The sequence below is a fragment of the Nonomuraea wenchangensis genome (assembly GCF_900111685.1).
Lineage (GTDB): Bacteria > Actinomycetota > Actinomycetes > Streptosporangiales > Streptosporangiaceae > Nonomuraea > Nonomuraea wenchangensis.
On sequence record NZ_FOHX01000015.1, the window covers coordinates 132,643 to 145,871 of the forward strand.

Consider the following 13,229-nt stretch of genomic DNA (forward strand, 5'->3'; position numbering starts at 1 on the left):
TTGTGTTACGTCCGGTCAAGGGTCACTTACCGCGAACCGCCCTCGCGATGATCGCCACGAGGCCCGCGAAAGCCAGCCCGAGCACCAGCACACCCATCAGGACCAGGGCATCCGTGAGCGCACGGGTCACCACCAAGATCCCGAGCACGAGGAAGAGCACGCCGCTCAGCAGCGCCATCCAGTCCGTACGGTGCACCCGCCGGGGCCGCTCCACCTCGTACGCCGCCCGGTCCCACGGCCCCGTCTCACGCCCCACGCCGCACCTCCATGTCGCCGAGCCCGCCCTTCAGGTCGAGCACGATCGTCGAGACCTTGCCCTCCGGCTTCGTCTCCGGCTCCAGCACCTGGTTGACGCGGACGTTCACGCCGCCGTGGATCCGCTGGTCGATGCGGATGTCGCCGACCCGGTTGCTGGCGTGCACCTCCAGCCGCACCGTGGGCGGCACGATCACCTCCAGCTCGCCCATCGAGATCCTGGCCTCGACGGACGCGGTCGTGCCCGGGGGCAGCTTCAGCTCCGACAGGTCCAGCAGGCCCTGGCCCGCGCCGACGTCGTACACGGGGACCGAGGCCAGCTCGCTCAACGTGCTCGGCGCCCACTCGGAGGGGCCGAAATTACGCGGCAGGCCGCCCAGCGCGAGGCCGGCGCTCACCGCGAGCGCCACCGCGACGCCGGCGGCGACCAGCCCGGCGCCGCGGCCCCACCAGGTCGCGACCAGGAGGCCGGCGCCGATGGTGATGAGCATCGCGCCGCCGACGATGGTCGGGCTCACGCCGGCGGCGGACCTGGTCTGGACCGCCACGACGATCCCTCCAATGATGATGGCGAGCAGGATGGTGATGACGCCGATGAACGACTTGGGGCGCGGCGCGCGCTGCGGGCGCCTGGGCGTGGGGCGGGTGTAGAGGGCCGGGTCGTACGGCGAGGAGTAGTCGCCGGCGCGCCTGGCGGGGTCGAGGGGCCGGTAGGGGCCTTTGGGCGCGAACGGCTCGCCGTAGGCGACGGCGGTGCGCGGCCGATACGCGGCCGACTCGTCCTGGTCCTCGTCCTCGGGCAACCACCGCCCGGCCGCCTGCGGCCCGGCCGTCTGGTGCTCGGCCGTCTGGTGCCCAGCGGCCTGGTGCCCGGCCGTCTGCTGCCCGGCAGCCTGCGGCCCGGCCGTCTCGTGCCCGGCCTCGTGTGCGGCCTCCTGCGCGGTCGTCCCGTCCCCGGTTTCGTGCGCGGCCGGCTCGTGCGGCGGCACGGGGTGCTCCGCCGTCACCGCGTCGTCCACGCCCACCTCGTCCACGCGGGGCTCGGTCGCGGGCGCTCCAACCGTGTTCGCCGAGTTCGCCGTGTTGGCTGGGGGTGCCGTGGGGGCCGCCTGCGTGGCGGGCGTGAAGTGCGCGGCCGGTGCCGAAGGCATGGTGGGCGTCGGGTGGGGAGCGTGGCGGACCGGCGGTGTGGGCTGCGGGCTCGCGTACGTGGGCGCGGGCTGCCCGGCCCGTGGCCGCTGCCTCAGCCGCTCCGGCATCGACCGGGCCAGCCCCAGCAGATCGACCCCGTTGGCGTGCGCGGCCAGCAGCGACACCGCCAGGAACACGCCCACCACGAGCGTCCCCGCGTCGATCCAGATCGTCGCCAGGTTGAGCCCCAGCCCGACCCCGAGCACCGCCGTCAGCAACGCCAGCACGGTCTCGGCGTCGAAGTCGCGCCGCGTCCACTGCTCGATGATGCCCGGGCTCCCGTTCGGCTCCTTCATCAACAGGAATGCCGCGATATACAAGAAAAGCCCCACGCCCGAGCCGAGCAGCAGCACGGCGAAGGCCACCCGGAACACCACCGGGTCGATCCCGGTGTGGCGGCCCAGCCCCGCGCACACCCCCATGAAGATGCGCCCTTCGCCGCTGCGTCGCAGTACGGTGGGGGGAGCTGCCGGATCCCTGGGCGGAGCTTCTGTCATGCCACCATCGTGGCCCCACCGGCGCACCGCCCGCATCCGGGACACCCCTGACCCGACCCGGGGGTCGTTCCCTGATGCCCGGTCCGCCCCTTACGTGTGACGATGACGGTGTTATGGCTGACCAGAAGACACTCGCCGAGCCGGGCACCGGCGGAGAAGCGCCGTACCGGCGGATGATGCGCCCGATGGAGGGCCGCCTGCTCGGCGGGGTGGCCCAGGGCCTGGCCGCGCAGCTCAAGCTCGATCCCGTGGTGATCAGGCTGATGTTCGTGCTGCTCAGCGTGGTGGACGGCGTCGGCATGGTGGCCTACGCCGTGCTGTGGATGGTCACGCCACGCGAGCCGTACGAGGGGCCGCAGCCGCAGCGTGACTGGAGCCAGCTCTCCGCGTTCACCGCGATCGGGGTGGCGCTGGCCGCGTTCGGCTGGCTCACCGGGGCGTCGGCGGGCGGCATCGGGATGTTGCCGTTCGCGGTGGGCGGGATCGGCGCGCTGATCCTGTGGCAGCAGGCCGACCCTGAGCGCCGCCGGAGCTGGATGAGCGGGGCGACGCTCAGCATCAGGAAGAACCGCGTGCGCACGGTGCTCGGCGTGGGTCTGGTGGTGATCGGGGCGGCCGGGTTCCTCTACTCGCAGGGCGAGCTGGCCCAGGCGCGGCCGGGGATGCTGTTCACCGTCGTGGTGGTCGGCGGCCTGGCGGTCATCGCCGCGCCCTGGCTGGCCGGCCTGTGGAAGGAGCTCCAGCTCGAACGGCGCGAGCGCATCAGGCAGGAGGAGCGCGCCGAGGTCGCCGCCATGGTGCACGACTCGGTGCTGCACACCCTGACGCTGATCCAGCGCGTCGCGCACGACTCGCGCGAGGTCACCCGCCTGGCCCGCTCGCAGGAGCGCGAGCTGCGCAACTGGCTCTACCAGCCGGCCCAGGACGCCGACGCGACGGTGGCGGCGGCCGTGCGCAGGATCGCGGCCGAGGAGGAGGACGCGCACGGCGTGCCGATCGAGGTCGTGTGCGTCGGTGACGTGCCGTTCGACTCGGGCGGCCGGCTCGCGGCCATGATGAAGGCGGCCCGCCAGGCCATGGTCAACGCGGCCAAGTACAGCGAGAGCGACTCCATCTCGGTGTACGCGGAAGTCGAGGGTGAAGAAGTGGCCGTTTTCGTGAAGGATCGGGGCAAGGGCTTCGATCTCGACGCGGTCCCCCTCGACCGGATGGGGATCAGGGAGTCCATCATCGGAAGAATGGAACGCCACGGTGGCTCCGCCCGGATCCGCACCGAACCAGGCGAGGGCACGGAAGTGATGTTGACCATGAAGGTGGAGAGAGAATGACGCGCGTGCTGATCGTCGACGATCACCGGCTCTTCCGCTCGGGCGTACGCGCCGAGCTAGGCGACTCGATCGAGGTCGTGGGCGAGGCCGAGGACGTCGAGTCGGCCGTCAAGGCGATCGCCGAGCTGCAGCCGGACGTCGTCCTGCTGGACGTGCACATGCCGGGCGGCGGCGGCCAGGAGGTGCTGCGCCGGGTGCTCGGCGCCGGCTCGACGGTCCGCTTCCTCGCGCTGTCGGTCTCCGACGCGGCCGAGGACGTCATCGGCGTCATCCGGGGCGGCGCCCGCGGCTACGTCACCAAGAACATCAGCGGCAAGGAGCTGACCGACGCCGTCCGCCGGGTGGCCGAGGGTGACGCGGTGTTCTCGCCGCGGCTGGCGGGGTTCGTGCTGGACGCGTTCGCCTCCTCCGAGGCGCCCTCGATCGACCCGGAGCTCGACTCGCTGACCCAGCGGGAGCGGGAGGTGCTGCGGCTGATCGCGCGGGGTTACGCGTACAAGGAGATCGCGAAGGAGCTGTTCATCTCGGTGAAGACCGTGGAGACGCACGTGTCGTCCGTGCTGCGCAAGCTGCAGCTCTCCAACCGCCACGAGCTGTCCCGCTGGGCCACCGCGCGCCGGCTGGTCTGAGGCCGATTCGGCCGGATTTGGACCGTTACAGGATAGTTATCGGCTAACTGCCTACGAATCAGGCGTCTCGTTTGTCACACAGAGAGGTACCGAATGAGCACTTAGTCCAGGAGTAACCCCCTTGAAGCGCGTCACCCGGATGCTTCCGGCTCTGTTCGCCCTGGTCGTCGCGACGGCCTGTGCGGCGGAGACCGCCCCCATCCCGCAAGCCCGCCCCACGGCGGCGGCCCCCCAGGGCCAGGCCGCCGTCGCCCCGGCCGCGGCCACCACCACCCCGTCGCCCACCCCGACGACCACGGCCAAGATCAAGCTGGGCATCGCGGACATCACCCCCATGGGGGAGAAGACCGAGAAGGTGGGCGTCGGTTTCCCGATCATCGTCACGTTCGACCGTGACGTGAAGACCAAGGACCGCGCCACGGTCGAGGCCCTGCTGCAGGTGGAGTCCGACAAGCCCAACGAGGGCGCCTGGCGGTGGGTGTCGACCCGAAAGATCATCTATCGGACGAAGGCGTACTGGAAGCCGTACCAGAAGGTGCTCTTCACCGCGCGGCTGTCCGAGCTGCCCGGCAACACCGGCGCCAAGAACGTCTCCCGCCGCTTCGCCGTCGGCTCCCAGAACATCTCCCTCGTCGACACGCGCAAGCACGTCATGAAGGTCTACCGCAACGGCAAGCTGGCCAAGAAGATCCCGATCAGCGCCGGCCGCGGCGGCCTGGTGCGCGGTGGCGTGGACGTCTACCTCACCACCAGCGGCACCCACCTCACCATGGGCAAGAAGGCCGTCGAGACCATGACCTCCTCCTGGATGGGCGTGACGGATCCGAAGGACCCGCGCTACTACAAGGAGGAGATCCCCTGGGCCGTGCGGATCTCCGACAGCGGTGAGTACGTCCACCAGAGCGCCGGCTACTACCAGTATCTCGGCCGCTCCAACCAGAGCCACGGCTGCGTCCGCGCCACCCCCGAGGGGGCCAAGTGGTTCTACACGATCGCCCAGCGCGGCGACGTGGTGAAGATCACCGGCACCAAGCGCAAGCTGCAGTGGAACAACGGCTGGAGCTACTGGCAGCTCAGCTACAGCCAGTGGAAGAAGGGCAGCGCACTGAAGTAGAGCTTCCCGAACGAGACGAAGGCGCGCCGCCGGCAGATCCTGGACGCCGGCGGCGCGCCTTCGCGTCGGTGCACCTAAAGCTTCTCCAGCGGCGCGTACGCCAGCAGCAACGTCTTCTCCCCGCCGCTGCCGAAGTCGACCTTGACCTTGGTCTTCTCCGCCACGCCGTCCACCGACACCACCGTGCCGAGGCCGAACTGGTCGTGCGTCACCCGGTCACCGGGCGTCAGCGACGGCACCTTGCGCCCGCCCGCGCCCGCCGCGCCGCCCCTGGCCGGCGCCGGCCGCGCCGCGGGCTCCCTGCGGGTGGCGGCGCTCCACGCCGACTTCTCCGGATCGGTGCGCCAGTCGATGAGCGTGCCCGGCACCTCGTTGACGAAGCGCGAGGCCGGGTTGAACGCCGGCGCCCCCCACGAGCTGCGCACGGCCGCCCGCGTCAGGTAGAGCCGCTGCTGCGCCCGGGTGATGCCGACGTAGGCCAGCCGCCGCTCCTCCTCCAGCTCCTTGGGCTCGCCCAGCGACCGGACGTGCGGGAACACGCCGTCCTCCATCGCCGTCAGGAACACCACAGGGAACTCCAGGCCCTTGGCGGTGTGCAGGGTCATCAGCGTGACGACCCCCTGCCCGCCGTCGGCCTCGGGGATCTGGTCGGCGTCGGCCACCAGCGAGACCTGCTCCAGGAACTCGACCAGCGTGCCCTCCGGGTTGGCCTCCTCGAACTCGGAGGCCACGGAGATCAGCTCGTTGAGGTTTTCCAGGCGGGACTCGTCCTGAGGGTCCTCGGACGCCTCCAGCTCGGCGCGGTAGCCGGTGGCCACCAGCACCTCCTCGGCCAGCGCCGACGGCGGCACGCCCTCGGCCTTGGCGATCAGCTCCTCCAGCATCGCGACGAACTCGCGCACCGCGTTGAGCGAGCGCGTCGCCATGCCGTAAGCCTCGTCGGCCCGTCGCAGCGCCTCCCAGTAGGTGATCCGCTCGCGCGCCGCCAGCGCCTCGACCATCGCCTCGGCCCGCTCGCCGATGCCCCGCTTGGGCACGTTGAGAATGCGCCGCAGGGACACGACGTCGCTGGGGTTGGCCAGCACCCGCAGGTAGGCCAGCAGGTCCTTGACCTCCTTGCGCTCGTAGAAGCGCACGCCCCCGACCACCTTGTAGGGCAGCCCGGTGCGGATGAAGATCTCCTCGAACACGCGGGAGGCCGCGTTGGTGCGATAGAAGACCGCCACGTCGCCCGGCCTGACGCCCTCCTCGTCGCTCAGCCGGTCGACCTCCTGGGCCACGAACACGGCCTCGTCGTGCTCGTTGTCGGCGACGTAGCCGACGATCTTGGGGCCGTCGCCCTGGTCGGACCAGAGGTTCTTCGGCTTGCGCGACTCGTTGCGGGCGATGACGGCGTTGGCCGCGGCCAGGATGTTCTGGGTCGAGCGGTAGTTCTGCTCCAGCAGGATCGTACGGGCGTCGGGGTAGTCGCGCTCGAACTCCAGGATGTTGCGGATCGTCGCGCCGCGGAAGGCGTAGATCGACTGGTCGGCGTCGCCGACCACGCACAGCTCGGACTGGCTGGTGCCGGAGCGCACCTGCTCGCCGTCGGAGGTGCGCAGCTCGGGATGGCCGACCAGCTCCCTGATCAGGATGTATTGGGCGTGGTTGGTGTCCTGGTATTCGTCGACCAGCACGTGCCTGAACCGCATGCGGTAGTGCTCGGCCACGTCGGGGAAGAGCTGGAACAACGTCACCGTGTTCATGATGATGTCGTCGAAGTCCATCGCCCCGGCCTCGGTGAGCTTGAGCTGGTAGGACTTGTAGGCCTGCGCGAGCGTCTTCTCCAGGTGCGAGCCGGCCCGGTCGATCGCGCTCTCGTAGTCGATCAGCTCGTTCTTGAAGTTGCTGACCTGCGCCGAGAACGAGCGCGGCGGGTAGCGCTTGGGGTCGAGGTCCATCTCGCGGCAGACCATCGCCATGAGCCGCTGCGAGTCGGCCTGGTCGTAGATGGAGAAACTGGACGGGAACCCGAGCCGCTTGGCCTCCCGCCGCAGGATGCGCATGCACGCGCTGTGGAACGTCATCACCCACATGGCCCGCGAGCGCGGCCCGATGAGCTTGTCGATGCGCTCCTTCATCTCCTTGGCGGCCTTGTTGGTGAACGTGATCGCCAGGATCTCGCCCGGATGCACGTCACGCTCGGCCAGCAGATAGGCGATGCGGTGGGTGAGCACCCGAGTCTTCCCCGACCCCGCTCCCGCCACGATGAGCAGGGGGCTGCCGTGATGGATCACGGCCTCCCGCTGCTGCGGGTTGAGGCCGTCGAGCAAGGGGTGGTCAACAGAGACTTGGGTCGGCACCTATCTAGGTTAGGACGCCCCACCGACAACCGGCGCCCGGAATGCGATTCGCCGGCCGCCGGTTCTCCTGTCAAGAACACTCTGCGAAAGGGGAGTCATGCTGCCGCAGGCCGAGATCAACCGGGTGCTGTACGTGACCGCGCATCCCGACGACGTCGATTTCGGCGCGGCCGGGAGCGCGGCGCTCTTCGTGGACCGGGGGACCGAGGTCACATACCTGCTGGTGACCGACGGCGACGCGGGCGGCAACGAGCGCACGCTGGACAACACGGGGATGGCCGAGCTGCGGCGGACCGAGCAGCGCGCGGCGGCCAAGGCCGTGGGCGTCACCGACGTCCGTTTCCTCGGCTACCCCGACGGCCAGGTGGTGCCGTCCCTGGAGCTGCGGCGTTCCATCGCCCGCGTGATCCGGCAGGTGCGTCCCGACCTGGTGGTGACCCACCACCCCGACCGCAACTACCGTTTCGTCGCCCCGAGCCACCCCGACCACCGTGCCGTCGGCGGCGCCGCCCTGGACGCCGTCTACCCCGACGCCCGCAACCCGTATGCCTTCCCTGAGCTGCTGCTGGAGGAGGGGCTGGAGGCGTGGACGGTCCGCGAGGTCTGGCTGACCGGCGGGCCCGCGCCCGACCATTACGTGGACGTCACCGACGTCATCGACCGCAAGCTCGCGGCCCTGCAGTCGCATGTGAGCCAGGTGGCGCACGTGGAGGGGTTCGCCGAGGGGGTCAAGAGCCGCTTCGCCGCGTGGGGCGAGCAGGCCGGCTTCGGCCCTGGCCGCTACGCGGAGGCGTTCCAGGTCGTCCCCACGGCCTGACCGGGGCAGGCGCGCGCTCAGGGGATGGAGCCGGGCGGCGCCACCCAGAGCGCGGGCTGCCCGGTCACCTCGGCGATGAGGTCGAAGTCGCGGTCGTAGTGCAGCACCGTAGCCCCGTGCACCTCGGCGCAGGCGGCGATCAGCAGATCGCGCACCCCGACGCCGCGGTGCCGGGAGCGCGCGAGGAGCTGCTGCTGCACCTCCAGGGCCCGCCTCGCCACCGCCAGGTCGAGGGGGAGCGAGACGCACTGCCGCTGGGCGGCCAGGGCGGCGCGGCCCTGGACGGGGTCACGGGCGCCGTAGACCGCCTCCAGGTCGATGATGACGCAGGTGGCCACGGCTCGGGCCGCGAAGAGCGGGCGCAGCGCCCCGGCGACGACCTCATTCGTGCGGAGGCGGGCCAGGGCGCTTTTGTCGATCAGGTACAGCCGTCCTGGTGGCACCACGCATGCTTCATGATCTCCGGGTTCAGCAGATCCTCGCTGTTCCTCGTCCGCCAGAACTCGAACGCCTCGATAGCGCCCGCCTTCGCCGCGTCCCGATCGACGATCGCACGGAGCGCGGCGTGCACCGTCTCCGTCATGGTCGCCGTCCCGAGCTCCCGCTGGGCCGCTTCCAGAAGCTCCTTGTCGATGTCGATGACCGTGCGCATGCGGCATCACCTCCGTGCCCTCCATCAGAATGAGTGATCATGAACGCGCTTCCCTCCGGCGGCACCGGCCGTGGGAAGCGCGCTCACGGAAGGTAGAGCATCAACATGACGGAATTTTGGAGCGGTCCAATATCGGTGCAGGATCCTCGTCCTGCGAGGCAAGGATCTTCCTTCTCAGGTGGGGGGACGCCCCTCCGAGCAAGCAATCACTTTTTATCGTCTTTTTTCGCGGCGATTCGGGCGAAAAAGTAACCGAGCGAGTTCGTGGCCAGATGCAGCATGACCGGAGCCAGGAGGCCGCGCCGGCGTCGCAGCTCGCAGAAGAGCACGCCCGCCGCCGCAGTCGAGACCACGCTCCCCGCCACCACCCGCGCGGTGTCGAGCCGCGCGGGAGACTCGCCGGCCGTCAGGGCGCCGAGCGCCGGGTTGGCGCGGGCCATGTCGGCGGCCGGGAGGATGTGCCACAGGCCGAACAGGGCCGAGGAGAGCGCCGTGGCCGCCGGCGTGCCGTGCCGGCGGCGCAGCATGGCGTACAGGGCGCCACGGAAGCCGACCTCCTCCAGCAGGACCGTGGCCAGCGGCACCTGGACCAGGGCCTCCTCCAGCAGGCGGGCGCGCGACAGCGACAGGGCGCGCTCGTCGTGGAAGAGCGGCCTGGTGCGGGGCAGCGCGACGCCGGCGGTGTAGCCGGCGGCCACGACCCCCGCCAGGACGCCGCCCGCGACCGCGCCCCGCCGGCCGTGCTCGAACCCCATCTCCTCCCACGTGGCGCCCGACCTGCGCGCCATCGCCACCAGGGCGGCGGTGGCGAGGGCGGAGGTGAGCGGGCCCAGGCGGGGGGCGACCTTGTTGTTCATGACGTTGGCGGCGGCCAGCACGGCGACGGAGCGGAGGATCACCTCTGCAGGCTACGTCCGCCCCCGCCCGCCCGGCGGTCCCGTGAGGTCAGGAGGCGGCGGAGTCGCGCCAGCCGGCCGGGAAGCGGGAGCGGCGGCGCTCCTGCGGCGTCAGGCCGCCCCAGATGCCGTCCGGCTCGCCGGCTCGTAACGCGTACGCGCGGCACTCCTCCAGCACCTGGCAGCTCGCGCAGACCGCTTTGGCCCGCGCCTCCTGCAGCGGTGAGGGGGCGAGCGGGAAGAAGAGGTCAGGGTCGCTGGACCTGCACGCCCCCCGGCGCAGCCAGCCGATCTCCTCCAGTGGCATGGACCCACCGTACGGCTCCGACATGATCGACCACATCATCCTCCGGGTTGATGGGGGTATACGCCCTGGGATGACCTCCGCGCCCGGAACGCCGGGCTCAGCAGGCGCCCACGCCGCTCCGGTACCCCTCCGCGAAGGACGACTGCCGCTGCTCGGCGGTGCCGTGCGCGGCCGGGTCGAGCCAGTCGTCCGTGGGGTCGCCGGCCGCCTCCAGGCTCAGCAGCAGCTCGTCCTCGTCGCCCGGCTCCGCGCGCAGCGCGCCCCCGCTGACCAGGGCCGACAGGGTGCCGCCCGCGTAGCAGTCGGCCTGCAGCTCGGCCTGGACGTTGAGCTGGAACGCCGAGCGGAGCTGGGCCTGGACCGCGTGACCGAACTCGTGCGGGATGATCACGTACACCGAGCCGTCGCCCATGTCGTTCCACAGGCCCTCCATCCAGTCCCGGTCGAAGGCGATGAAGTGGCCGATCGGGCAGTAGAAGGCGTTGTCGGGCACGGCCGGCTGGCCGCCGCAGCTCGGCCCGGCGGAGCCGGAGTAGGGGATGAACTCGGTGATCGGCCGATAGGTCCGGCCGAGCCGGGCGAACTGCTGCTTCCAGAACTCCTCGGTCAGCGTCCGCGCCGAGACGACGTCGTCCTCGAACGTGTCCTCCTGCTGCGCGTCGCCGGGCGGGTTCATCGACGGCGGCCGGCCGAGGCCGCAGGACAGCAGGGAGCCCGCCACGAGGAGGAGGGCGAGCAGGCAGCGGAGGGGCGCGCGGGTCACGGGCTCAGACTTCCCACGTATGCACGGGCTCATTCGTATGCATACGCCCGATGTAGTCCAGGGTCATCGCCCGCAGCGCCTCGTGCCGGTCGCCGCCTTCCGCGCGTACCCGCCGTATCTGCCAGTCCGCGCCGGTGACCCCGCTCAGGCAGCGTTCCTCGATGATGCCGAGCAGCCGGTCGGCGACCGGCCGGTCCACGCCCCACAAGGCCAGCCCCTCGTGGGCCGCGGGCAGCAGCCGGCGCAGGATCAGCTCAGACGCGGGCACCTCGCCGAGGCCCGGCCAGTAGAGCCGCGCGTCGAGGCCGTGCCGGGCGGCGGCGGCCAGGTTGTCCTCGGCGGTCCTGAAGGACATCCGGCTCCAGATCGGCCGCTCGTCGTACGGCAGCACGCGCATCAGCCCGTAGTAGAAGGCGGCGTTGGCGGCGACGTCGGCGACGGTGGGCCCCGCGGGCAGGACGCGGTTCTCCACCCGCAGGTGCGGCAGGCCGTCCACGACCGCGTACACGGGCCGGTTCCAGCGGTAGATCGTGCCGTTGTGCAGGGTCAGCTCGTGCAGCTGGGGGATGCGGCCCTGCTCCAGCTCGGTACGCGGGTCCTCGTCCGCGCAGAGGGGGAGCAGCGCGGGGTAGTAGGTGACGTTCTCCTCGAACAGGTCGAAGACGCTGGTGATCCACCGCTCGCCGAACCACACACGCGGCCGTACGCCCTGCGCCTTCAGCTCGGTCGGCCGGGTGTCCGTGGCCTGCTCGAACAGCGCGATCCTGGTCTCGTGGTGCAGCTCCTTGCCGAACAGGTACGGCGAGTTGGCCGCGACGGCGACCTGCGCGCCCGCGATCGCCTGGGCGGCGTTCCAGTGCGCGGCGAAGGACTCGGGGCTGACCTGGAGGTGGAGCTGGACGCTGGTGCAGGCGGCCTCGGGCGTGATGCTGTCGGCGCGGGTGTCGAGGCGTTCCGTGCCCTCGATGCACAGGTGCAGGTCCTCGCCCCGGGCGGCGAAGATCTGCTCGTTGAGCAGCCGGTAGCGGGGGTTGGCCGACAGCGAGCCCTCCTCGACGTCCCGCTCGCGCAGGGTGGGGAGGATGCCGACCAGCATCAGGTGGCCGCCGAGGGAGCGGGCGCGCTCCTCGGCGTGGTTCAGCCGGGCGCGTACGTCGTCCTCCAGCCGCCGCGGCCCGTCGCCGCGGAGCTCCTGCGGCTCGACGTTGATCTCGATGTTGAACTGGCCCAGCTCGGTCGCCCAGTCCGGGCGCGCGATGGCGGCCAGCACCTCGGCGTTGCACATGGCGGCCTCGCCGCGCCCGTCCACGAGGTTGAGCTCGATCTCCAGGCCGGCGAGCGGGCGTTCGAGCTCGAACCGGGACTCGCGCAACATCTGGGCGAAGACGTCGAGGCACCGGCGTACCTTCTCGCGGTACTTCCTGCGGTCCTCACGGCTGAACACGACGACCGGCACGTCCCTGCCCATATCATGCAATGTCGCATGCCGAGGGCCACATGACCAGGCGGGACGCGCCGATCGGCGGGGAAAGCTCAGTACGCGTACACGTCGAACGCGCTCTGCGGGATCTCCTCCGGCACGGCGGAGTCCTCTCCGAGGTCGTTGGCGTCCACCCACGTGCTCTCGGCCGGAGCCTTGACGCTCACGCGGGAGCCCCAGCCGGTGTAGCGGGTCTCGGTGACGCCGACGGTCTTGCCGAGCACGCCGAAGTCGAGCGTCCAGGAGGTCCGCAGCCGGGTGACCAGGCCCTTGCCGTTCACGCCGAGCGCGTACGACACCTTGATCTTGCTGACCGGGCCCGTCAGCTTGCTCCCGTACGCCTTGGCGATGTCCTTGTAGGAGATCTCGCCCGTGTACGTGCCGCCCTTGGAGCTCTTCGCCTTCGTCAGCAGCAGCCTCAGCACCTTCGGCTCGAAGACGTCGACCGGCTGGTTCATGGTGGCGCCGGTGGGGGCGTCGGAATAACGCACCCACTTCTTGCCCTCGGGCAGATCCTTTCCGTAGATGCCGCCCTGCACGTAAGTGTGGCCGCCCACGCTGATCAGCCGGTCGGGGCTGAGGGACGTGCTGCGACGGTTCTTGGTGGAAACGTCGAGGGCGACGACGCCGCTCTTGCCGAACGCGAGCCGGCCGCTCGACTTCTCATTGGCCATGGTCTTTCCGTTGACCGTGGTGCGGGCCGTCTCGGTGAAACGCACGCCGTGACCGGGCACGTACTGCTTGCCCAGCGCCTTGACCGGGTCGATCGGGGCGGCCTGGGCGGCGGGCGTGGCGATCACGAGTGTCGCGGCGCAGGCACTCGCCAGGCCCGCGAGAAATCGCTTCATGGGATTCCCTTGATTCGGTTAATGAGGGGTCCGGGAATCCTGTCAATCGAAGATCACGAGCATATCTCGACCCCCTCGTACGGCGGTGCCGATTCGGTGCGCATTTCGTG

Annotated in this window: 14 protein-coding genes; 4 read left to right on the forward strand and 10 right to left on the reverse strand. The window is 70.7% G+C overall.

Annotated elements, in window-relative coordinates; translation table 11 throughout:
- Positions 1-22 precede the first annotated feature (22 nt).
- Together BMW85_RS35230 and BMW85_RS35235 are read right to left on the reverse strand one after the other, a co-directional pair.
- A complete protein-coding gene (locus BMW85_RS35230; RefSeq protein ID WP_091090333.1) occupies positions 23-256 on the reverse strand; it encodes a hypothetical protein in 234 nt (77 codons plus the stop codon).
- Positions 246-1,943 (reverse strand): PspC domain-containing protein, encoded by a 1,698-nt coding sequence (locus BMW85_RS35235; RefSeq protein ID WP_177241045.1) that lies wholly within the window; start codon positions 1,941-1,943, stop codon positions 246-248. The genes BMW85_RS35230 and BMW85_RS35235 overlap by 11 nt, the downstream gene beginning before the upstream one ends.
- Positions 1,944-2,056: 113 nt before the next feature.
- Here BMW85_RS35235 and BMW85_RS35240 point away from each other — a divergent pair, with 113 nt between their 5' ends.
- From BMW85_RS35240 to BMW85_RS35250, 3 genes are all read left to right on the forward strand, one after another.
- Positions 2,057-3,271 carry an ATP-binding protein gene (locus tag BMW85_RS35240; protein ID WP_091090338.1) on the forward strand — a complete coding sequence of 405 codons (1,215 nt, stop codon included), beginning with the start codon at positions 2,057-2,059 and terminating at the stop codon, positions 3,269-3,271.
- A complete protein-coding gene (locus tag BMW85_RS35245) occupies positions 3,268-3,900 on the forward strand; it encodes a response regulator (protein ID WP_091090340.1) in 633 nt (210 codons plus the stop codon). The genes BMW85_RS35240 and BMW85_RS35245 overlap by 4 nt, the downstream gene beginning before the upstream one ends.
- Positions 3,901-4,021: 121 nt before the next feature.
- Entirely contained in the window at positions 4,022-5,014 is a 993-nt protein-coding gene (locus tag BMW85_RS35250) for a L,D-transpeptidase (RefSeq protein ID WP_091090342.1), read from the forward strand.
- Positions 5,015-5,088: 74 nt separating this feature from the next.
- Here BMW85_RS35250 and pcrA read toward each other — a convergent pair whose 3' ends face one another.
- Positions 5,089-7,326, reverse strand: a complete 2,238-nt coding sequence (pcrA, locus tag BMW85_RS35255) for a DNA helicase PcrA (protein ID WP_091090344.1) — start codon at positions 7,324-7,326, stop codon at positions 5,089-5,091.
- Positions 7,327-7,453: 127 nt separating this feature from the next.
- Between pcrA and BMW85_RS35260 the strand changes: the two genes are divergently transcribed.
- Complete coding sequence (locus tag BMW85_RS35260) at positions 7,454-8,173, forward strand: PIG-L deacetylase family protein (RefSeq protein ID WP_091090346.1); 720 nt, start codon at positions 7,454-7,456, stop codon at positions 8,171-8,173.
- Positions 8,174-8,190: 17 nt separating this feature from the next.
- On the opposite strand, the gene BMW85_RS35265 is transcribed toward BMW85_RS35260, so the two are convergent.
- The 7 genes from BMW85_RS35265 to BMW85_RS35295 form a co-directional block, all read right to left on the reverse strand.
- Entirely contained in the window at positions 8,191-8,619 is a 429-nt protein-coding gene (locus BMW85_RS35265; RefSeq protein ID WP_091090349.1) for a PIN domain-containing protein, read from the reverse strand.
- Complete coding sequence (locus BMW85_RS35270) at positions 8,592-8,825, reverse strand: type II toxin-antitoxin system VapB family antitoxin (RefSeq protein ID WP_091090352.1); 234 nt, start codon at positions 8,823-8,825, stop codon at positions 8,592-8,594. The genes BMW85_RS35265 and BMW85_RS35270 overlap by 28 nt, the downstream gene beginning before the upstream one ends.
- A gap of 206 nt (positions 8,826-9,031) precedes the next feature.
- A complete protein-coding gene (locus BMW85_RS35275) occupies positions 9,032-9,724 on the reverse strand; it encodes a CPBP family intramembrane glutamic endopeptidase (RefSeq protein ID WP_091090353.1) in 693 nt (230 codons plus the stop codon).
- Between the two features lie 46 nt (positions 9,725-9,770).
- Complete coding sequence (locus tag BMW85_RS35280; RefSeq protein ID WP_091090576.1) at positions 9,771-10,028, reverse strand: WhiB family transcriptional regulator; 258 nt, start codon at positions 10,026-10,028, stop codon at positions 9,771-9,773.
- A 97-nt stretch (positions 10,029-10,125) separates the two neighbouring features.
- A complete protein-coding gene (locus BMW85_RS35285; RefSeq protein WP_091090356.1) occupies positions 10,126-10,791 on the reverse strand; it encodes a neutral zinc metallopeptidase in 666 nt (221 codons plus the stop codon).
- A gap of 4 nt (positions 10,792-10,795) precedes the next feature.
- The gene (locus BMW85_RS35290) at positions 10,796-12,259 is read right to left on the reverse strand and encodes a glutamate-cysteine ligase family protein (RefSeq protein WP_091090358.1); all 1,464 of its coding nucleotides are present in this window, start codon (positions 12,257-12,259) and stop codon (positions 10,796-10,798) included.
- A 65-nt stretch (positions 12,260-12,324) separates the two neighbouring features.
- Complete coding sequence (locus BMW85_RS35295) at positions 12,325-13,119, reverse strand: hypothetical protein (RefSeq protein WP_143082513.1); 795 nt, start codon at positions 13,117-13,119, stop codon at positions 12,325-12,327.
- Positions 13,120-13,229 lie beyond the last annotated feature (110 nt).

Excerpts from the sequence above, each read along its gene's own strand:
- BMW85_RS35235 (WP_177241045.1), bottom strand. The coding sequence starts at position 1,943 with ATGACAGAAGCTCCGCCCAGGGATCCGGCAGCTCCCCCCACCGTACTG.
- BMW85_RS35240 (WP_091090338.1), top strand. The coding sequence starts at position 2,057 with ATGGCTGACCAGAAGACACTCGCCGAGCCGGGCACCGGCGGAGAAGCG.
- BMW85_RS35245 (WP_091090340.1), top strand. The coding sequence starts at position 3,268 with ATGACGCGCGTGCTGATCGTCGACGATCACCGGCTCTTCCGCTCGGGC.
- BMW85_RS35260 (WP_091090346.1), top strand. The coding sequence starts at position 7,454 with ATGCTGCCGCAGGCCGAGATCAACCGGGTGCTGTACGTGACCGCGCAT.
- BMW85_RS35270 (WP_091090352.1), bottom strand. The coding sequence starts at position 8,825 with ATGCGCACGGTCATCGACATCGACAAGGAGCTTCTGGAAGCGGCCCAG.
- BMW85_RS35280 (WP_091090576.1), bottom strand. The coding sequence starts at position 10,028 with ATGCCACTGGAGGAGATCGGCTGGCTGCGCCGGGGGGCGTGCAGGTCC.
- BMW85_RS35290 (WP_091090358.1), bottom strand. The coding sequence starts at position 12,259 with ATGGGCAGGGACGTGCCGGTCGTCGTGTTCAGCCGTGAGGACCGCAGG.
- BMW85_RS35295 (WP_143082513.1), bottom strand. The coding sequence starts at position 13,119 with ATGAAGCGATTTCTCGCGGGCCTGGCGAGTGCCTGCGCCGCGACACTC.